General features: G+C 37.2%; 16 protein-coding genes. 10 read left to right on the top strand and 6 right to left on the bottom strand.

Annotated features, from left to right (window positions below; genetic code table 11):
* The first annotated feature begins 182 nt into the window (after positions 1–182).
* From EZ456_RS07570 to EZ456_RS07585, 4 genes are all read left to right on the top strand, one after another.
* Positions 183–1,502, top strand: a complete 1,320-nt coding sequence (locus EZ456_RS07570) for a glycosyltransferase family 25 protein (protein ID WP_131528837.1) — start codon at positions 183–185, stop codon at positions 1,500–1,502.
* A gap of 122 nt (positions 1,503–1,624) precedes the next feature.
* Positions 1,625–3,829 carry a peptidase domain-containing ABC transporter gene (locus EZ456_RS07575; RefSeq protein ID WP_131528839.1) on the top strand — a complete coding sequence of 735 codons (2,205 nt, stop codon included), beginning with the start codon at positions 1,625–1,627 and terminating at the stop codon, positions 3,827–3,829.
* Positions 3,830–5,131 (top strand): HlyD family secretion protein, encoded by a 1,302-nt coding sequence (locus EZ456_RS07580; RefSeq protein ID WP_131528841.1) that lies wholly within the window; start codon positions 3,830–3,832, stop codon positions 5,129–5,131.
* 189 nt (positions 5,132–5,320) lie between these two features.
* Positions 5,321–6,175: a glycosyltransferase family 10 domain-containing protein gene (locus EZ456_RS07585; protein WP_131528843.1), complete on the top strand. Its 855-nt coding sequence runs from the start codon at positions 5,321–5,323 to the stop codon at positions 6,173–6,175.
* A 678-nt stretch (positions 6,176–6,853) separates the two neighbouring features.
* Here EZ456_RS07585 and EZ456_RS07590 read toward each other — a convergent pair.
* Together EZ456_RS07590 and EZ456_RS07595 are read right to left on the bottom strand one after the other, a co-directional pair.
* The gene (locus EZ456_RS07590; RefSeq protein WP_131528845.1) at positions 6,854–7,507 is read right to left on the bottom strand and encodes a hypothetical protein; all 654 of its coding nucleotides are present in this window, start codon (positions 7,505–7,507) and stop codon (positions 6,854–6,856) included.
* Between the two features lie 210 nt (positions 7,508–7,717).
* Positions 7,718–9,994 carry a tetratricopeptide repeat protein gene (locus EZ456_RS07595; protein WP_131528847.1) on the bottom strand — a complete coding sequence of 759 codons (2,277 nt, stop codon included), beginning with the start codon at positions 9,992–9,994 and terminating at the stop codon, positions 7,718–7,720.
* Between the two features lie 506 nt (positions 9,995–10,500).
* On the opposite strand from EZ456_RS07595, the gene EZ456_RS07600 reads away from it, so the two are divergent.
* Positions 10,501–10,917, top strand: a complete 417-nt coding sequence (locus EZ456_RS07600) for a hypothetical protein (protein WP_131528849.1) — start codon at positions 10,501–10,503, stop codon at positions 10,915–10,917.
* 387 nt (positions 10,918–11,304) lie between these two features.
* Here the strand turns inward: EZ456_RS07600 and EZ456_RS07605 are convergent, their stop codons facing one another.
* Positions 11,305–12,447 (bottom strand): hypothetical protein, encoded by a 1,143-nt coding sequence (locus EZ456_RS07605; RefSeq protein ID WP_131528851.1) that lies wholly within the window; start codon positions 12,445–12,447, stop codon positions 11,305–11,307.
* 21 nt (positions 12,448–12,468) lie between these two features.
* On the bottom strand, positions 12,469–13,362 hold the full coding sequence (locus EZ456_RS07610) for a TssN family type VI secretion system protein (protein ID WP_131528853.1): 894 nt from the start codon (positions 13,360–13,362) through the stop codon (positions 12,469–12,471).
* A gap of 117 nt (positions 13,363–13,479) precedes the next feature.
* Here EZ456_RS07610 and EZ456_RS07615 point away from each other — a divergent pair, with 117 nt between their 5' ends.
* Positions 13,480–14,418, top strand: coding sequence for a type VI secretion system baseplate subunit TssG (locus tag EZ456_RS07615; RefSeq protein ID WP_131528855.1), 939 nt, complete (start codon positions 13,480–13,482; stop codon positions 14,416–14,418).
* Between the two features lie 450 nt (positions 14,419–14,868).
* On the opposite strand, the gene EZ456_RS07620 is transcribed toward EZ456_RS07615, so the two are convergent.
* Entirely contained in the window at positions 14,869–16,734 is a 1,866-nt protein-coding gene (locus EZ456_RS07620) for a type VI secretion system baseplate subunit TssF (protein ID WP_131528858.1), read from the bottom strand.
* Between the two features lie 26 nt (positions 16,735–16,760).
* A complete protein-coding gene (locus tag EZ456_RS07625) occupies positions 16,761–17,195 on the bottom strand; it encodes a GPW/gp25 family protein (RefSeq protein WP_131528860.1) in 435 nt (144 codons plus the stop codon).
* 179 nt (positions 17,196–17,374) lie between these two features.
* On the opposite strand from EZ456_RS07625, the gene EZ456_RS07630 reads away from it, so the two are divergent.
* Genes EZ456_RS07630 through tssR form a run of 4 tightly spaced genes read left to right on the top strand, consistent with a single transcriptional unit; the run spans position 17,375 to position 21,823 of the window.
* A complete protein-coding gene (locus tag EZ456_RS07630; RefSeq protein ID WP_131528862.1) occupies positions 17,375–17,896 on the top strand; it encodes a type VI secretion system TssO in 522 nt (173 codons plus the stop codon).
* 12 nt (positions 17,897–17,908) lie between these two features.
* Positions 17,909–18,394 carry a type VI secretion system TssO gene (gene tssO / locus EZ456_RS07635; RefSeq protein ID WP_165501275.1) on the top strand — a complete coding sequence of 162 codons (486 nt, stop codon included), beginning with the start codon at positions 17,909–17,911 and terminating at the stop codon, positions 18,392–18,394.
* Positions 18,395–18,424: 30 nt separating this feature from the next.
* Positions 18,425–19,405 (top strand): PKD domain-containing protein, encoded by a 981-nt coding sequence (locus tag EZ456_RS07640; RefSeq protein ID WP_131528864.1) that lies wholly within the window; start codon positions 18,425–18,427, stop codon positions 19,403–19,405.
* Positions 19,406–19,447: 42 nt separating this feature from the next.
* Positions 19,448–21,823, top strand: coding sequence for a type VI secretion system protein TssR domain-containing protein (tssR, locus tag EZ456_RS07645; RefSeq protein ID WP_131528866.1), 2,376 nt, complete (start codon positions 19,448–19,450; stop codon positions 21,821–21,823).
* Position 21,824: the final 1 nt, after the last annotated feature.

Here is a 21,824-nt window from a genome sequence, read left to right on the forward strand (position 1 = left end):
GTTAACTACTATGCCGTTAAAATACATCAGGAGATAAGTAACACGTTGAAAAACCACTAAACATTAAAAAAATATCAATGAAAAATTAAGACTAAACGTGAGACCTTTAACAAAAGTTATGGGCCAATGTGATAGAATTAAAAAGTTGGTAAGGAAAAACCGACCTAAGGTAAAACTGTGAAATGAAAAAAAAAGATATCGGCAATGGTACTTCTATCCCTACCTATGCAATAAATTTAAGAGAACGTACTGATAGAGTGGATCACATAAAAAGCCAATTTGAAGGCAGGTCAGAATTTGACTTAAAACTATTACAAACCGACAAACATGAGATAGGCACAATAGGATTATGGCAAAATATTGTAAAAATTATTACAGAAGCTAAAAAAAAGGACATTGAATACGTGATTATCTGTGAAGACGACCATGTATTCACAAATAAATATATGCCTAAAATGCTTTATGAATACATTTTTCTGTGCCAACAAAAAAAGGTGGATATATTGCTTGGGGGAGTGAGCTGGTTTAATGATGCTTTACAAATATCAAAAAACTTATTTTGGGTAGATCAATTTACAGGTCTACAGTTTGTTGTTGTGTTTAAAAGGTTTTTCGAGGTCATATTGGAAGCGGGTTTTAACGATATTGATACAGCGGATCTAAAAATTTCCTCGCTTGCAAAAAACAAGCTTGTAATCTATCCTTTTATATCTATTCAAAAAGAATTTGGGTATTCAGACGTAACGGCAAAGAATAATGCGGGTGGCTATGTAGATTCCATATTCAAAAATACTCTGGCAATGATGGATAAGATTGCGAAAGTAAAAAGATTTTATCAAAACATTCTGAAAGGCGAAAAGGTTGACGATTTTGCCGCTGACGATTTTTCTATACCTACCTATGTTATAAATCTACCCAAAAGACAAGAAAGACTTGAGCATGCTAAATTGCAGTTTGCGGGAAGATGTGAATTTGATGTTAATGTAATCGAAGCTTGTGAGCATCAGATTGGTGCTGTTGGACTATGGCAAAGTATTCGAAAGATAATTAAGATAGCCATAGAAAATGACGATGATGTCATTATCATATGTGAAGATGATCATGTATTCACGGAAGAATATACAAAAGAAAAATTGTTAGAGAATATTATCAGGGCCAACGATCTGGGAACATATGTTGTTTTTGGTGGGATAGGTAACTATGGAACTGCAGTGCCTGTCGCTGGAAACTTGTGGTGGATTGACAGTCTTTGGAGCACACAGTTTGTTATAGTTTTTAAACAGTTTTTTCAGCAGATTTTAGACGAACCTTTTTTGGAAACTGTAACATCAGATGGGAAGTTTTCAGAAATGACAAGCCGTAAAATGGTTATTTATCCGTTTATATCTGTTCAGAAAGACTTTGGATATTCTGATATCTGTTTAAGGGAATCTTATAGGGGAGATGATACATTCCGAGATACCTCTTTCCGTCTGGATAAACTCAAAAGAGTACTGCTATAAAACATTAACGGATATGATAACCCCAGTAATCATGGCTGATCATTTAAAGGTCAGTAATTCTTGTTTTTATAGGATTTAGTCGGCATTACTAATAAGACGAGTACCATTTTATATATAACCAATTGAAAAAATTCCCCCATTATAAGCAGCCGGATCAAATGGACTGCGGCCCTACCTGTTTGCGTATAATCGCCAGACACTATGGGCGAAATTATACCATTCAACGGTTACGTGAAATCTCTGGGATTAACCGACAGGGGGCATCTCTACTGGGGATTAGTGAGGCAGCGGAAAAAATTGGCTTTAGGACGATAGGTTTAAGGATTGGAGTAGAGCAGCTACAAGAAATCGATTTACCCTGTATTATTCATTGGAGACAAAGCCACTTTGTTGTACTCTATAAAATTTCCTTTAAATCTTACTCCGATACTAGGATCTATTACATTTCAGACCCGGCCAAAGGGTTAATTAAGTATAGTGAAACTGAATTTTTCAAGAACTGGCTGAGTACCCAGAATAATGGACGCCTTGAGGGGATTGCTTTAATGATTTCTCCTAGCCCTGATTTTTACCAGCAAGGAGGAGATTCAGAAAAAGGATTGAGCCTCACTTACATGATAAGCTATCTTTTTAAGTACAAGCAGCTGATCTTTCAATTGCTTTTAGGCTTGGGGGTAGGAAGTTTATTACAGCTCATCTTTCCTTTCTTAACCCAATCTGTAGTCGATATTGGGATCAATACCCGTAATCTAAATTTTGTCTATATCATTTTAATTGCGCAGACCATGCTTTTTCTTGGGCGATTGGGTGTTGATTTTATCCGTTCCTGGATACTGTTACACATGACCACAAGGATAAACATTTCTATTCTTACTGATTTTTTGATCAAGCTAATGAAGCTCCCGATGGGCTTCTTCGAGACTAAAATGACAGGCGACATTATGCAAAGGATGAGTGACCAAGGAAGGATACAGAGTTTTTTAACCGGCTCATCGCTAAATACCATCTTCTCGCTTTTCAATCTTGTGGTGTTTTCATTTGTACTTGCTTATTACAACATTAGCATTTTTATTGTTTTTTTTGTGAGCAGTGTGATCTATAGCCTCTGGGTAATTTTCTTTCTTAAAAAGAGGAGAGAACTGGACTTCAAACGGTTTGATATGTCTTCTGAAAATCAAAGTACTATTGTACAACTGATTGGCGGTATGCAAGAAATCAAGCTCAACAACTGTGAACAGCAAAAACGCTGGGAATGGGAGCGAATTCAGGCAGGATTGTTCAGGTTTAGCATAAAAAGCCTTGCATTGGGACAATACCAGCAGTTCGGTACTTTCTTTATTAATGAAGGAAAGAATATCTTGATCACTTTTATAGTAGCAAAGTCCGTTATCGATGGGCAACTGACACTTGGAGCGATGATGGCGGTCCAATATATTGTAGGCCAATTGAACAGTCCAATAGAGCAATTATTGGGCTTTCTGCAATCTTTTCAGGATGCGAAGATTAGCTTAGAACGTTTAAATGAGATCCATGAACTTGAAGATGAAGAGCCCGTAGGGAAAAGCTTTTTAAATGAACTTCCTCTGAATAAAAGTATTTGTCTTCAGAATGTATCATTTACCTATCCGGGTGCTGGGAATGAACCTGTTTTGCGTAACATTACTTTGCAGATCCCAGAGGGTAAAACGACCGCTATTGTCGGGATGAGTGGAAGTGGCAAGACTACCATTTTAAAGCTCTTGTTAAGGTTTTATGAAGCACAGAAAGGAGAAATCAAGATCGGCAATACTCTTATTAAGCAGATTGGTTACCGTTACTGGCGCGGGAAATGCGGCATTGTGATGCAGGATGGATTTATATTCTCAGATACAATTGCACGCAATATTGCCGTCGCAGATGAATATCCAGATATGGCTAAATTGCTGCATGCTATAAAAGCTGCCAACATTAGTGAATTTGTGGAAGAATTGCCACTAGGTCTAAATACAAAGATAGGTGCAGTTGGAAACGGCATTAGTCAGGGACAGCGCCAGCGTATACTGATTGCAAGGGCAGTTTATAAAAATCCGGAATACATCCTCTTTGATGAAGCAACCAATGCCTTGGATGCGAATAATGAAAAAATTATAATGGAGAACCTCGAAACTTTCTTTAAAGGCCGGACGGTTATAGTAGTTGCCCATCGGTTGAGTACGGTAAAGAACGCAGATAACATTGTTGTATTGGATAAAGGTTTGATCATAGAACAGGGTACCCATCAGGAGCTGGTAAAAAATAATGGTGAATACTATCAATTGGTGAAAAATCAATTGGAACTAGGAGTATAAATGGAAGAAAAGAAAATGATAGACAACGAACTGAACGGATTGGAAATCAACAGCGAAGAAGTTCAGGAGATTATTACCGCAGTCCCGTCGTGGATTTTAAGAAGAGGAATTTCCTTAATTCTCGGCATTATACTTTCTATTTTCTGCATTTCAGCTTTCATACACTATCCAGATGTTGTAAAAACTAGCTTAAAGATAAACTCCCTGAATGCGCCGAAGATGGTATTTGCCAAACAGACCGGTAAAATTATTGCACTGTTGGTTAAGGAGGGCCAGATTGTTAAACAAAACCAATCCCTAGCCTTTATGGAGAGTAATGGAAATCATAGCGATGTCATTAAACTTCGGGCGGTACTGTCCGAGATTAACAATGAACAAAATAGTTCAGGTTATGTGGAAACGCAATTGCCGAAAGGGCTAAATCTAGGTGAGTTACAGGGTGCCTATCAGAATTTTTACCAACAGTATCTACAGTTCAGTTCAGCCCAAAAGGATGGATATTACCTAAGTAAAAAAAAATATCTAAGGAGCGATTTAACGTCAATTGGCAAATTAAAAGATCAGATCATTTCCCAGCGTGAAATTCAGGAAAAAGAATACGCAAATGTGAAACAAGAGTTTGAATCTTATAAAAAGCTTTATCAGAAAGGTGTTATTTCCACTAGCGAATACAAGCAGCAGGAGAATAAGTACCTGTCGGGCCAATATCCGCTACAGCAAACCTCAACCGCTTTATTGAACAACATGGCCGATTATACCTCCAAGAAAAAAGAGATACTCGATTTAGACCACATCATACAAGATGAAAGAGCGAAATTTGTGCAGTCGTTGAGTAATATGATTACCGAAACAAATGCATGGATCAATCAGCATATTATGTGTGCCCCAGTAGATGGTAAAGTGAGTTTTGCGGGCATTGTCCAAGGGAACCAGACTGTGATCAGCGGTCAGGAACTGTTTATGGTTAATCCAGCAAATGCAGATTTCTTTGGAGAGGTACAGATACCCCAATACAATATGGGTAAGGTAAAAATCGGTCAGAATGTACTTGTCAAAATGAGAAGTTTTCCTTTTGAGCAATATGGTGTGATCAGAGGCAAACTAAATTACATTTCGGAGGTGGCATTTAAAGATAGTGTCTTCATTGCCAAAATTAATTTTAATCGATACGAGAACAAAGATTCTGAACATAAAATTTTGCTTAAAAACGGTATGCAGGGAGACGTAGAGATTATTACTGAAGAAAGTTCTTTATTAAAAAGGTTTACAAGGAATTTAGTTAAGATGTTAAATACCAACTAAAAGAAAGGTGCTTTATTCAAGTACCTAAAGTTATTTTTACACATAAGGGGTTTTTGAGTTTGTTTATCTTGCAATGCAAAATGCTTAGAAAAATGACCAGATTGAAATACGATTTTCTTCTATGAGACAAAGATTAAATACATATATACTGCAAAAAAAAATATGTTCACAACCTCAGATTATACTTAAATGAAAGTGCAGCTCACCGGTTTTTGGGAAGATAATGTTAGTATGTTTAATCTTTTTAAGAAATACAATTTTGGGAATCCAAAATGGAAAAATATAGAACTTACAATTGGCGAAGATTACGATGTATTAGTCATATTTACACGACCTCACGATGATTTTAAGGATTATGACGCTAACAAAGCTATTACCCTTTTAACTGAACCACCTACTAGCCATAGATCGCATGCGACATCTAAAATAATGGATATGTATTTACCTCTTCCATTTTGGCAAAATTTTTCCGATAAAGATTGGGCTCTGCTCCGAAAAAAAGAAATTGAAAAAACTGAGTTGTTGTCAAGTGTAACCAGTGAACTAAATTACTTGGAAGGACATAAAGCTAGACGTCAGTTGGTATCAATTTTAGATAAAAAAATAGATGATGGGCTTGATTTGTGGGGTAAACAATACGAAGGTACTTTTCTGAAACAACTAAAATCCTATCGAGGTGAATTAACAAATAAATATGATGCTTTATGGAGTTATATGTATCATTTTGCTTGTGAAAATTCTTTCGAAAAAAATTACTTCACTGAAAAAATAACGGACCCAATTATAGCCGAATGTCTTTGTTTTTATGATGGCTGTTTGAATCTAGAAGAATTTATAGATGAAAGAGCCTTTGTAAAAATAAATGTATTTGATCCTTTTGATACAATTGATAATATTATTAATGCCATTGAAAATAATGAATGGAATAGGAAAATAAAATATATCAGGAAACAAAAAAATAGGTTGATGAATGAATTAAATCCAATAAATATAATCTGGTTAGCGGTAAATGGCAAAGATGTGATGAAGGCGTGTAAGCTATAATTGGGCAGTTTGGTCTATTGTATAATAATTCCTGATATAATATGCCTATTCAGTAGAGCTCGAGAAGAATTACTTTAGGGCAAAGCAAGCAGCCACTTGTTAAAAGCCCCCGATCAACCCTTCAATACTTTTTGGCTGTATATTCTAATAGATCCTATTTTTGTTGTGGAGCTATGGTACTCCAATGAAGGTTATTTGTACAGGGGGTTTGATTAACCTAGCTTTAATTGCCCCGTATGCCCTGGAGTGACCCCGATTATTGTCAGGTATTTAGTGGCGTAATTGAAAGCGGTATTGCGGAAACGACAAATGGTCTTCACTATCAGGATATTATGTATTTCACGACCTTAAATAAATTGCATCTAATAATATTATTGGCTATCTTTAGATCAGTCAATTACAGTCAAATAGTTGCAAAAAAATGGTGAGCATATAGTGAGCAGCCTCCCTTAGTGTAATTTAAAAAGCTAATTATCAAAGATATATGGATAGGGTTCGAGTCCCGTCCATTCCGCGAAAATAGTTTTAAATTTAACTAAAAGCCTGTAAATAAAATGTTTACAGGCTTTTTCGTTTTCTGGAAGCCATTTACAAGCAACTGGTCAAACTGTTTGAGGCACCTTTTTTAGTATGATACCATAGTGAACATCCAAAATGCTATTCCAGATTCAGCCTATTCTATTTTGACGCCGCCAACGCACGCTGCAATTCTATAATCTTTAGCTGATAAGCTATTGTATTTTCATCATTATATTGTTCGGTGTAGTCTTTTAATGCTTTTAAGTATTCTTCAATGAATTCATTATTAGTGGAATCAGCTTCATATTTGATGCGGGCGGCATTGATGGGCTCCTGTCTTTCGAAGCGCAGGCGGCTCTGTCCTTGTTTGGATTCGTAATAAAGGATCACGATATTTTTCTCAAAACCCGGAATGTATTTTACCGGGAAGCTTTGGCCTTTTGACGGAATTTGAATGCTATTTTCGATCGGGTATATGGCTGCTGATGTGGTGGAGAAATCAGCGTTTATATATTTACCGTTCTGTTTCATCACTATTGCTCCATAATCGTGGATATAGGCGTCGTTGAGTGTAGAATTGGTTTCAACATCAGAAGTGATGATGGCCGTACTTCGTACGCCATACCTGTTCAAAAACCAGGCGTTTAAATACTGGCTGGCAAAACCATTGGCTATGGCTAGCGGGATGATGGCTATAAGGAATAAGGCCCGCCTGGTGAAATGTGCAAGAGACCCGAAGAGCAAGATGATAAGCACTATGGTGTAAAAGCCGTAGTGACTGATGAAATAAAGTATTTTGGAGAGAATGATCATGTGCAGCGTATTTGATAGTTCGTATAAGTTTTATAATCCAAATTATTTTGATCTCATTCTAATAATTTTATTATATGAGAAATCCACTGTAAACCAGAGAATTGTTGATTGAAGGAATCAGCACTTTCTGGGTTATCCACCAAAGGCCTATCCGCTATTAAGGTGCTGCCATCTACATAAACACATTTGCAATGCATGTGCATTATTTTTTTATCGCCTTTTCAGGAAAGAGAATAATCCGCCATGTTTCCATTCCTGTTTCCTTTTCAGTGCATCTTCATTCTCAGGTTCTACCTTCAATATGTTGATTATTGTTCCTATAGCGGCATCTGTCTCGCCAGCTGCTTTGCATGCATCTGCATATTGTAAGCTAACCTGTAACCTGACATCATCCCACTTCCAGCCGTTCTTATCGTAGCAGGCTATTGCTGCCAGCGAAAAGTCCATACATTCATCCCATTGCTCCAGGGCATAACTGCACTGTGCCAAGGTTATATTGGTATCACAGATAATGCTTTCCTCAGTTTCAATTCCAGGCTGGCAATTATCGAGCAGGTTCTTCAGATTTTCTTTGGCTGTGATATGATCACCCAGATACAGGTATGACATGCCACGCATGTAATATACCTTCTGAATCGAGTCTATTTTGATTGCGGCACCTTTCACCGATTGATAATTATTGGCACAGGCAATACACTGCTTGTAATCTTTCAGTTGAAAATAATTCTGCATCAGCATATACCATGACGAGTTATCGTCGGGGTTTTTATCCAGCTGTTCCTGCCAAACCTGAACCGCAATTTCTGGGTCATCCTCACTCAAAAGATCCTGACGAATATTTTGTACAACTATATACCTTTGGCTTAATACAAACCGTTCCTGCTCGGTAAGTTCACTTCCATAGGTTGCAATAAAGCTGTTATATTCCTCTTCTATCAAATTCAAAAGGCTACTTGCCTCTTCCTTCCGGCCTAAATTATAAATCGACCAAAGTTGCCTACCCTTCAAATCGATATAATCTTCAAAACTGAAATATTCACTACTATAAGTACGTGCCTGTTCGGCCACCTCAATTACTTCTTCATATCTTTTAAGCGCAAATAATGCAGTTGCCAATGACGATAATTGTTCCCAAAAGGGAGATAAGGCATAACCCAGCTTATGTACCTCGACCGCGGTTTCATATTCCCCCAACACACTCAAAGCTATGCCATAGTTGTTGCAGCACATCGAGAAAATATGTGGCTCATTGTTGGCGCCATTTCCCTTGTCGTTATAGAAATAATCATAAAAGCTATCGTAAGAAATCTTATAAAAATTTGCCCTTATCTTCAATAGTTCGCTGGAAATGCCCGCGTTACCGATATTGCTTTCTGATTCTTCGAAAAAGCATACCCCTGCATTATAGTACATTATGGGAGAGTCAACAGGCCATTTTTCTATTATTGGCAGCTGGCCCTTTACCCGATAAGTTACTTCAATGAAACGTTGCAGACCAAGTGCCAGTCCACCATACGCTAAGCTCTTATGTAAGTATGGAAGTGCCTCACCATAACTTCCTGCTTCATACAATGCAGTGCCGGCATAATGGTAAGGGATAAACCAATCAGGGTACATCTTAATGTAATGCTGCGCGAAATTCAACATTTCAACAGTATCACACTTCAGTTGCTCCGGGTATATTTTAAGTGCAATAAACATCGCGTAGATAATGGATCTACTATTGATGTTCTGCTGGGTCAGTTCATTTAACCTCCTATACAGGGTTAATAGGTCTTCATCAGCATCGTCATTGCTAGAAAACAAAGCTATCTGGGCAATCTCTCCACCCAATTCATAATCTTGATGATCGAGCGCTAGATTGGCGATCAGGATATAGGTATGTACATCCTTATACCCATGTACCAATCCTTCTTTAAAGATTTCAAGCGCTTTAGCAGCGTCATTTTTATGGTAAAGGTAAAGATCTGCTTTTTTTGCATATAATGCTGCCTGCTGCTGATCAGCCAAACTACGGTTTTCAATAGTGTGCGCCTGGTTTAATATTATTAACAGCTCCAAATCTTTCAATGTACTATCTATGTCGCCGGTTTGATAATAAGCTTCCTGCCGATAAGTAATAGCTTTAATCCGTGTATCTAAATGTACCGATGCTGTCAACTGAGCACAGTACATCATGGCCTTTGATAAATCTGTACCTGTTATAAAAATACTGATATAGGCCAGAAATAACATCGCCTCTTCATGAGCAGGCACCAGCTGCAGCAACTCGTCAAAGCTGTTGATGGCAGTAGTCAAAAATTTATTACTGGTATCGTTATTAAACGATAATTGAAACGCACATTTTGCTTTAAGCAATATACCGTCCTGATTTTGAGGATTAATCAGCAGGAAAAATTCCGCGACCTTAAAGCATTCTTGGAAATCGCCTTCGTTATACATTGATTGCAAATGTTCAAGATCTATTCTATTTCGTTGTTGCTGCATATGGTTCTAATTGAATACGAAGTTCGGATAGCCCGGCTCTGCCATTTTCCACCCGGAGGATATTACTACGACAAAATTATATACACCCGATGCAGTAACCTAATTTTAACATTCTACAAAACGTCTACCTGGCCTCCTAAAGCGTCTACATTACATCTACACATTTATCTTTGCTAACCCAAGACCTCCAGTGGTAATTGTTGGGATCAATACAATAAGTTGTAGAGGAAGGTGAAAATAGATAGCATTGTATTTTAATATTTTCACTTCACATGTCTTCCTTTGCAGCCTCTTTACTAAAGTTATTTTTACCAGATTTTGTATAAACAAATGTTACTATTAACGGTTTTATGGCAAATGAGAGATGCGGGTAAGAGAATGTTGGTTAACGTGATAATGGCTGCTTAGTGCAAAAGCGAAATTGTTATTCAGTAAACCGCTTTAATACCCGATTCTTTGTAGCGTTTTAACAGGTTTTGTCGTTTTTGGTTGAAAACCGAGAAACTATGAAAAAAATAACATTGCTATTATTGATGGGTATGGCCCTGCTTTCGTGCGAAAAAAATAAAACCTCCGATTGTGGAGAGAAAATGTGTACGTACCAATTTGTGTCAGTAGGGATAAGGTTTGTAAACAATAAAGGTGAGGCTACCGAAGTAAAAGACTTTAAAGTAGTAAACCAACGAACTGGGGAAAAACTACAGGCCAATTCAAATATTTCGATTAATACCATAAAAGGGGCGTTTGTTGTAGTTGATGATGGCAATATTCAAAGTTTATCAGAGGAGGGAGATGATTTAAAAATTACCGGCACGTCAGTAGAAACTAGTCAGACTAAATCTGCCATAATAAAAGTAAGCGGGGGCAAGTGTGCTTGTCACATCGATAAAATCTCAGGAACAGAACAGATTGCTTTCGATTAAAATATTATTCCTTATAGATTTTGATGGACTTGGCTTGCAAAGGCTGAGTCTTTTTTATTTTGTGATTCTCTGTCTGGACTTTTTTATACTAATAACTAATTTGTTGAGTAACAATAAAATTGGTCAATCGTTTGCGTGATTTTTAGGTTTGATTTTGACTATTTCTGGTGATACTTTTATTAGAAATCTTTATTGCTGGTTTGAGTTTACAAGCTGGTAATGTAAACCTAAAATTATGAGTGGATTACCGGAACCACCTACAATGGAAGTTTGGTTACACCTCAAATTAGTATCCTGACTAAAAATATTGCAACAGTTATAAGAACTAAAAAAGCTGTACCTAGTTATGGGTACAGCTTTATCATTAACTTAATCCGAGAAATAATTTTAATCCAGCAATGTCCAGGTTTTTCTGGCCTGTACCTGCTGTACAACCTGCTGTTCGGCAACCACAATATTTTCTTTACGCTGGCCAATATATTCTAATCCACTTAGCTTATTCCAAAGTGCTACCAATACATTCATAAACTCGTTTGCCATTAGCATACTATTATTAATTTGTTTATGATCGTAAACCAGTTCGATGGTTTTGGCTAAAAGCTCTTCAAAGTTTCCAGGGGTTACATCTTTCCACTCGTAAAAATACTTTAGCAGTTCTTCTCTTTCGCGGGGATCAATCAGTTTAATGGCCGTAAAAAAGATGTGCGCCAAACTGGAGAAATAACCTACTAAAACTGCTGGCGATTCGCGATGAGCAATGTTTCTGTATTCGTAAAATAAACCTGCAATATAATCTACAATTTTCTCCGAGATTAAACGGATATTCCTACCTAAGGGAGTGATATTATCACGTCCTCCCGTTTTATCGATAATTTTAAAAGCCGCGAGCTGTAAATCATTTAGTAAAACACTAAAAGATTCATAATATCTAATCAGGGCCGGATGACTTGTTATGGTTGAGCTGGGTGGTATATAATTGTTGTTGATCGTTAATCTTCCGTTCTCGTAATAAACCTGTCCAATCGTTAGGAAATAACTGTCGGCTGTTTGTGAGCTTACTTCGCTCTCGGGCAAAACGGCAATAGCGTAACTTTTTGCCAACTCTGGATAACGGATTGGGCTCTCTTCGGGGTTAGGTGTACCTGTTGGAGTGCGGTTAAATGGACTCACCACCAGCAAAATAACATAGTTGCGGGGTTCTGACTGGCCAAAATAATGGTTGTGAACCAGTGTATCCATCATATGATCTGACTGTACAATATCAATGTGACAACCCTCTGGGGTTACAGCGTTACAGTACTTTACCCTAACTTCGATATGATTAGTGGCTTTTTCTATAATCTCAATATCGTGCGAACTTTTATAACCCGTAAAGGGTGGTAAAAATCCGTAATTACTATTGTTTAATTGTATAGATACGGCATCTCGAACAAAATCCTGCAAATAGAGGTCGCTTACTGTAAAATGATCACTAGAAAGCTTCATGCCATTAATCCAGTTAATGGATTTATATTTTAGCGGCTTTATCATGGTAAATGTTTTTTATATAGGTTAGATAAAGATAGCACTTTCTCCAACTTCATTAGGCTTATTTACATTTTCTGAAACGCGTTTAGCATAAATCGTCATTTTTTCGGTAATGCCATTTTCTATAATATCCAGATCTGGATCAATAAAAATGTTGCGTTTAAAAAAGGAGGTTTTAATAAAGAAAATCCATTTGTAATTCTCCTGGTCGTCGCCTTTAAATGCTACCGGGCTTTTAGCAAATTTGAGGTTATAATCGTCAATAAACTTATGGAACCAGATGCCGAAATTCATGTTTTCTACCGCTTTTACTTTTACTTTAAGGGGCTCGGGATCAGTGCTTTTTTTATACAGTTCCAGTTCCAATACCAGTAGCCTGTTAAAATCTACATGGTCCATGTTAATGTCCAAAGGAGTATCAGGATATTTCCAGATTTTGTAGATTTCTGAAGGGATGCCAAGCAGTGAAACATAAGCCCACCAAAAAATAAGTGGAACGAAAAAGCAGGTAATGCTGCCTGCGCCAAACCACCCGAAATTTACCGAGCTTAACCAGTTAAAGGCCAATTGGAATAAATAAACAGCTAAAATAGCCGAAATTAAAGTGGCGAAAAAGATAAAAACCTTGCGCTCCAGTACATCTTTAGGGTAGTATTTCGTTAACAGATAAACGAATATGGCACCCATCAATAGGTAAAAAATACAGCAAATAATATAACCCCAGGGCATAAAATTAAAGTTCAGAAACCCTAAGAAACCTGGAGTGGCTAAAATAATACCAATTAGCAGAACACTTACGATAAGTCTTTTGTTATTAAGAAACTGGTTCTTTTTATTGATGATGGAAAGAACTGCCGTTGAGACTACGAAGATCAGCGGGAATAAGAGAAAGCGAATAAAAAATGATTGAACGTCCATTAATTTTTATAGATGTGATGTACTACAAATATAGTATCTTTAGTATTTGATTATAATCCTATTTTTTTTCGATAATATAAATTTAACCTATAACAAATAAGCAAGCTTAAAGTTTAAATGAAAAAAGAAACTTTTATTAATAACGAACTCTTTACAGATTATAAAGCGGTGGCTCATGCTGCCGACTTAATAGAACGTAAGGTGATAGATGCCGATCGTATTGAAGTTATTCCGATAGGGCCTGATAAGCGTGCTTTTGCCAAGGATATTGAAAATACAAACATCTATTATACGGAAAAAAGAAGGCACGATCGCATCCGCATTAATACCAATAGAGAGAGTTTATATGATATGCTGCCCGAAGGGCTTTTCCATAGACCTCCAACAGGTAGTGCAGGGATGGATGAAGAATCGATGATTAAGGATATCAGAGATAGGAGAGAAGAAGAGAAGCAGGCCAGATTGTTTTTCACCCCCTTCGATGCCGAAATTAATCATGTTAGGATTATGACCGAGCTTTATGAAAATAGGCTTGATAAAAAAACTACTTATTCGGATTTAAGCCAAATATTCGAATTCGGCTGGGATGAATTTAACTTATTAAATAAAGAACAGAGCATCATTTGGATGCATTTATTGCCCGAAATTCAACTAAAAAGAAATGATATTGGTTTTGTATCTAAAGTGCTTACGGCCCTGTTTAATTTGCCGATAAACCTTGTTGATACTACCGCTAACATTAGCCCATTAAAAATTGCAGATGAGCTACAGATGGAGCTTGGCGGCAGTGCACTAGGAATTGATACCATTATTGGCGATAGTTTTATGCCAGAGCACGAGGCCTATAATATTAATATTGGCCCCACCACACCTCAAGAATTGATTGGCTTTATTCCAGGTCAAAAGAACAGGGCTATTTTGGATATGGCGATGAATTACCTTATGCCACTTGATGCGGAGATAAATGTTGAGCTGCTTACCGCAACCGATTTTCAGGAAACAGTATTAAGTGCGGATGGAGAAAGCGCTTATTTGGGCTATACGGTATATATTTAATTGTGAGAAGGAACAACGAAGCAATCTCTTTCGGCTTGCTTATAAAACCATAAAAATAATTGAATCCAGGTTATTTGGAAATGAGCGGTTTGTGGTTCTTAGCATTTTCAGCCCCGCTTTTGGTTCGAGTTCCGATGAAGGATCGGAAGCTCTTCCCGACAATCGGGTTTATCTAACTTAGACTACCGCAGGAAACGCGAACCTTTCATTCACGAATAATGAAAACCTGCTATTGTAAACAAACCATTGTTAACTAAACCCGACAGTAGCGGGCATTCCGATTATTTTCAATCGGGATAAAGCGAATGGCGGGATTATAACACCTATGAAATGCTGTCCTTTCATTTCCTAACTTAGAAATGACGATAATCTAAAGAGATTTATCTCCTTAAAATCCTCCTGTAATTTTCACTAACTGCTTACAAAACAGAATAATCTATCTCAAAACACTTAAACCATTTTATACACTGTTGGCTTTAATAACAACCGGTAATGTACATTCATGGTACTTCTTAAATTTAATTTAGCCAAGGTAAGGCCAAGCAGTTCTTCCCAGTCCTGTACGGTGAGTTTAAGATTGTCTGCCGGCTCGATTATAATATCTGTAGTTTTAATAAATCCGGCATTGGGCTTATTATCCATCACAATACCTTTGGCTAAAGTAATGCCTTTAAGCTGTTGCCCCAATTCGTAACGGCAAAAGTTAATCACATCTGCCTTGGTAATAATTCGATCTGCTGTAGTTAGCCCATACTTATAAGCCTGAACGCGGTTTGTAGCATTTAGTCTGGTGCGACCTCCTTTCGTTTGGCTTAATAAAAAGATGCTTTCTGCATTAACTTTACTACTATCGTATACCGCTAATCGGCTTCCCGCATTAATGTGGTTAGCCTCTTCGGCCTGTGTAACCCAAATATCTAAAAATAGAATATCGGCGTCATCAATTGGTTTTAATACAATATAGCTGGGTAATTCTTTGATGTCTTTTAATGCCGAACGACTCTTTTGTTCAATAAGGGCAATGTTTTGCTCTAAATTTTTAAGCATGGTACTTAAAAAATCGGGACCATAAGCAGAAAAAGAAGCCTTCTCATCTCTCAATAGCTCAAACAGATAATCGACCAATTCTTTTGCATTTCTAGTATCGAAACGCTCGGTGCCACCATATCTGATCGAGAATGAACCATCACCCTTATCGTTCTCGTTGGTGTATGGAATTTCGTTATAACTTTTGCCTTTATTGTCTTTCAGGTTTTCTACAGCCAGCATTTGGTCCATAGCTTCGGTTTTAATCGGGATGATATTATTCATCGTTTTAAGCCGGTGTTTAATCTGACTTAACCTTTTATTCACCACCGGAAATGCATTGATGTAGATATGAAGCTCGTTCAGCATTTCCTGATTGATGGCAGCAGGAAAAACCACTTTAAGCCATTTCACTTTTTCATCAATCTGGTTTAAGCTAGCTGGCTGAAAAATGTTTGCAAAGGCGGCTGGCAACTCCTTACTTTCATCAATATTGAAATCGTTGAGATCGCCAAGGGTAATAAACCGGTTGCTGTAATACTGGAGTACGTCAGCCTTAATCAGATTAAGCAATTGTTTATTCTGAAAGGGCGCCTCTTGTTTCCCTGTTAAAGGTTCGTCCATAAAGCGTTCGGTATAAGCACTAAGCTCATTGTCTTTGTAGAACCATTTTCCTAAGGATAACAGATCGTAAGTATTCTCTGGCACCGAATAATTTTTCCAATCAAAAAATAAATTCAGTTTATTAAAATCCATCCAGTTTTTTATCCCGTTAAAACCAATGTAGATGGTGTTTTTTTCTATTGCTGAACCGGGCAAAGTGTTTAAAACAGGCTGCTTGCTTAATTGCTCTACATTAAAAAGGGTATTTCCGGTAGCAATATATTTTATAGCAGCATTTTGAACTTTTATATGGTGTAAGGGACTAAAGAAAATATCGATTTTTTTTGCCTTATCATTTTCTTGCTGAATATTTTTCTTAAAAGCAAACTGTGTATAGGGCGAAAGGTAATCTTCATCTTCAATTGGCTTGGCGTGGATAATGGCGTGTGCGGGTAACGATGAAGTTAAATGATCAGGAGCTAAAATGCGGCTAATCTTATCGAAAATTCTATTCTCAAGATTTTTAACATCGTTGGCTACATTAAAAAGTTCGTTACTTAAGGCCTCAATAATCAATTTTACGAGTGGATCAAAATCATTACTATCCTTAACGTTCCAAAAGTCTTCGGCATTTTTTAAAATTCTGTTCCGGATTTCATCTTTTGATGAATAAAAAACTGGTTTCATGTGTAGGATATTTTGGGCGTTTTAGATTAAGTTGATAATGGACTAAGAAATAAAGCAGTGTTGAAAAAATATTTTTCTCCTGTGGTTTTTATTAGTGCTCTAACACTAATATCTACCTTTTTTTTAATCTCGGTTATCTTACGTAATGGATATACATTTTCTACCTCCGTAATGCGTACTTCTACCTCGGTATTATATATCCTAAATTCATAGTCAGTTATGGATTTTAGCAACGATTTGCGGAATTTTTCCTCCCAAATGCTTTCGCTCACGATTAACTCAAAGTCGAGATCCCATATTTCACATCCAAAATCATGGTGGAATCTATGCTCTCCAAATCGGGTAAAAATAATCAATTCAATGTGGTTAGAAATCGATTTACCGAGGTCAGTTGCCTGTAGGCCAGCGCCTGAAAAAATGGAGTTAAATCTGAAGGGTTTGTTGAAAAAATTTTCAGACATAGATGTTTGGCTTAAAGTTTGTTAAAAGTAAAAGAAATAAAATCGTTTTTATAACCAAACAACAAATATTAAAAATTGTTATAGTACAATGTTAATTTGAAAAGGTTTGTGTGATTTTTAGTGAGGTTGATTGTCAGATTAATTATTATGATATTGCTATGTGAAAATATTAAATCTATATGAAACCCATTAACGCCCCCGAAATTAGGAATTCATATACAAAGTTTATTTTAAATTTTGTATTCCTAACACTCTTCTCTATTCTTTGTATTTATCTCTTTTTCGCAGCTTCTGATTACGAGTACACCTTACTCGATAAAAAAGTAAAAGAAACTGAAAAACTATCTTATCTCAGGAAAGATATCAATACGAATTTCGACCTAATTCTGGTTCGCTTTAAGGAACTTTCACAGTATACCAATTATAACGCTGATGAAATGAGCCAACAGGCCATTTTACTCAGTGATATCCAAAGCGCCAACAATAGGATAAAAGACCTCATCTCCAAAAAAACAGCGGCTACACCAAGTTTCTTGTTGTACGAAAAGCTGAATAATAATGTTGGGGCAATGGCCGCTCTTCAAGATTCCCTTATCGATTCGAGATCTGTGATACAAAGAGCCAAAGAACGCGTAAATGAATGTATTCTTGCAAACCAATCAGCAGCAAAAAAAATTAGAAATGGCAGGTTCGGCCGATAATTAGCAACTATTATGATAAAATTAAGCATAAAAGAAAGGCGCGAACAATTCTTGTTCTTTTTAGCCCTATTCGTTTTTACTGTCGGGCTTTTAAGCTTTGGTATTTTTTACAGCGGTACATCCCGGTATGAAATTTCTAAAGAAGAACTTGAGGTTAAGATTAGTGAAAATGAAGTATTTGAGAATACCGTGAAAGAAACCATGCCTACCGTTGATACAACCTTTAAATGGATTACCCGTTACAATCCAAATGTTCGGGCTGTATTTTTGAAAGATGATATTCAACGCTCATTAGGGGCTATCAAATCTTCATTCGATCGTAAAGCATCTGATTACCGTTATAAAATCTTTGTACAAAACGAACAGTTATACAACAGGTTATTTTACGATAGGCAAGAACAAAATAAAAACATTTCGGATATCGAACTTTACCAAAAACAACTAGACGACTGCATTACCAACAGACGTCAGCTGCAGCAAACCATATCTGCAAGATAAACATCCCACAACCTATAAAAAACGCTACCTATGTCTGACACAAACACCAAGCAAGTTAACTCAAATTCGCAAGGCTACGTTATTCTTTACATCCTTTTGGCTGTGCTGCTCTTAACAGGCCTGATTTTTTTATTTAAAAGCTCTTTGTTCGAAAAAAGAGCCATTGATGCGAGAATCCTTAAAGATGAAATTTATTTAAACGAGGATTTAGTTTTTACCGATAATACGCCAAAAGCCACTAAATGGTTATGGGAATTCGGTAATGGCGAAAAAGCAACTACAAAAACAGGGGCCTATCACTACACCAAACCCGATACTTATATTGTACGTTTAACGGTAGATGGCGAACTGCGCCAGGAATTTCCAATTACCGTACGCGATACTGTAAAGGCAGCGATTATCGATAGCGTGCTTACCATAAGCGGTCCAACTGCAGGTCTGGTTAACGAAGAAATCAGACTGGAAGGCGATGGCGAAGGAAAAGATTTCGAATGGTCTTTTGGCGAAACTGGCCGGGTAGATGTTAAAGGAAAAACGGCCTTATACACTTACCGCGCACCAGGAAAGTACGTAGTTCGTCTTCGTTCGGATAAAGCGCGTAGGCCTGCTTTTTTAACCATTCTAATTACCGATCCCAATGCCGAAATAGTTGAAGATCTGGTTGCACCTGGCGATGGAGAACGTAAAACCATTGATGACATCAGGGCCCGCTTGCAGGCCATTGCTAATGGCGCCGATTTTAACTCCAATTATTATTACCTGATTAATAAATACATGTGCAGTAATGAAAAAGTAACTGTAAATGTAGAAATGAATGGGAAGAAAAAACAAACTGATATTTATTCTTACTGTATGGGGCTCACTTTTGGAGGCGAAATAGCCGTAGATGAAGCGCAGTTAACCATTAAACCTAATTCTACCTGTGCCAGTTTGTTAAACATTAAGCAACATTCGGGAACAGCCCAGCCTGCAGAAACAGCAACCACTGATGCTCCGGCGAAAACAAAATAGATTAACATCTGAACCTAATTTTAAAGCTCATCTACAAATACTATGAAAAAATATTATGCCTTAATCATCCTGTTTTTAGGAATATCGTTTGCTTATGCACAATCGCCCGCGTCTTTTGGCAAAAAAGTAAAATACATGCCTAAATCTTATGAGCGGCCAGCCGAAACCATAAACGTTAACGATAATACCAGTAGCAGCAGTTTACCCTGGATTGTTTTTTCCGATCGTGAAGATAACTATACTACAACAGCGCCAGGTGGAAGCCTGATTATGAAAAAAATAAGCTTTATGGAGCCTTTTTATGTTTCAAAAGAAGAAAACGGCTACCTGAAACTGATCAAGTATAAGGCTGGAATGATCAGGGGAAGAAAAATTAACGATAAAAAAAGTGCCATCAGTTACGGCTGGATTGCAAAATCTAAACTGCTTCTGTGGCAACGTGCATTCTCTAACCAAAAAACAGGTTATGCAGAGAAAGCCATCGGTATTGTTAATGGAAAAAATGCGCTAACCGAGCCAAAATTCTATTTCGATACAACCGATTCGATCTTGGTTTATAATACACCTGAACTTAAAGATAGACGCACCAAAGTAAGGTTGCACGAAATTGCCTATATCTACAAAAAATCGGAAGATGGTAAAAAATATTTGATCGGTTCTGACGATCAGTTGGTTGCAGATACCGCCTTAAAAAGTATTTACGGATGGGTTTCTGCCGAAGCAGTACATAGCTGGGGAGATCGACTGTACATCACGTCGGTTAAACCGGGTAACTATGATAACGATGATTCTACCTCAACGGCAATCAAAAATGGAATTGATAAAGGAACGGCTTTCGTAGTAGATCCTTTATTGCCAAGAGAAAATCTGATTTTAAGAAGTGTGCCTGTGGTTTCAGATGATGCCGGTACTTATGCTGTGGGTATAGCAACCGATGTTTACAACAAAAAAGACAATAAAATATTAACCATTAACGGTTCTGCATTATCTTATCAGGATTATTTAAAGCTCCGTAAAAATAAAAGCAAGGTAAATGTAGTTTTTGTGGTAGATGGCGGGAGCCCAATGACCAAGTATCTTTCCGGAATGACCAATACCATTGCATCTTTCGAAAGCATAATGGGCGATTTTGGTAAAGGCACTAAAGTAAATTATGGTGGTGTGGTGTACCGTGGCGAAACCGGATGTGCACTACAGGGTATTTTTGTTAGCCCTATCCAGGATGATTACCGTCAGTTGATGACTTTCCTGTCAAACCAGGCAAAAAATACCCTGAGGTGTAATGGCGAAATTGCCGAAGAACCTGTTTTTGCAGCACTAAAATCTGGATTAAATTTGTTTAAAGCCAAAAAGAATGAAACCAATTTAATTATCTTGGTTGGCAGTACAGGGAATGTAGGTGGCACCAATAATTACCTCATTAACGAATTAAGTGAGCAAGTTGCACTTGCCGATGCTCGTATTCTAGCTTTGCAGGTTTATAGCGATTTTAACCAGTCATTTAACGACTTCGTAATTCAATCGCGTAAATTGGTTTCGGAATCGGCTATCCGTTCTGCCGAGTATAGAAAAAATACCATGGTTAAAGGCGAAGGCTTAAAAAGCTTCCAACCTTACAATACCAGCCTGCAGGATTCTATTTCTTACTATTTAGATTATCCTAAAAACAGTTTAATACAAGGTGGAGTGGTTTTTCCTACCAAAGGATCGGTAAATTCAAACCAGAGTATGACGATCGCTTTGCGCCGTTTTGTAAAAGAAACCAATATGGATATTTACAATCAGATCAGTTCTTTAGATAGTGCATTCCGTTTAACAGGGATATCGCGCAAAAATCTATCGGCCGATGTAGAAGGTTTGTTGCCCGAACCTGTCGGTGCCGAAGTTGCCGATCGCATGCCGCACAATGCTTTTAAATATTATAGCACTGCGAACCTATCAGCCGATGTTGTAAAAAACAATCGTTCTAAATTGCAATATGCGATTGTATTAAATAACATGGAATATAAGCAGATTGTAGATGTTTTTTCTAATATGTTAGGGCAAAACCTGCAGGCCGATCAGTCTTCTTTCAGAAGCAAACTGGTTAAAAATTACGTTAAAATGCCTAAGCAATTGTTGGGGATGAAAGTATCGTCAGGCGATGTTAAAGCAATGACATTGGCTAACTATATTAAATTGGTAACAGGTTTGCCTTTAAATAACGAATTCTTGTCGAAATACACAGTTAACGACTTAAAGAGTTCGTCTAAAATGCCGCTCGATCAGTTCGAAAACTATATCAAATTACTAAACCAATCGGTACAGCAGATTAAAAGAGCTACGCAGATTGAGCAACAATTTGTATCAAACGGAAAAATATACTACTACATCACTGAAAATAATTTCAACCCGGCAATTTTGCCTACAACCAATTAAG

The sequence above is a fragment of the Pedobacter psychrodurus genome (assembly GCF_004331735.1).
In the GTDB taxonomy this organism is placed as follows: Bacteria; Bacteroidota; Bacteroidia; order Sphingobacteriales; family Sphingobacteriaceae; genus Pedobacter; species Pedobacter psychrodurus.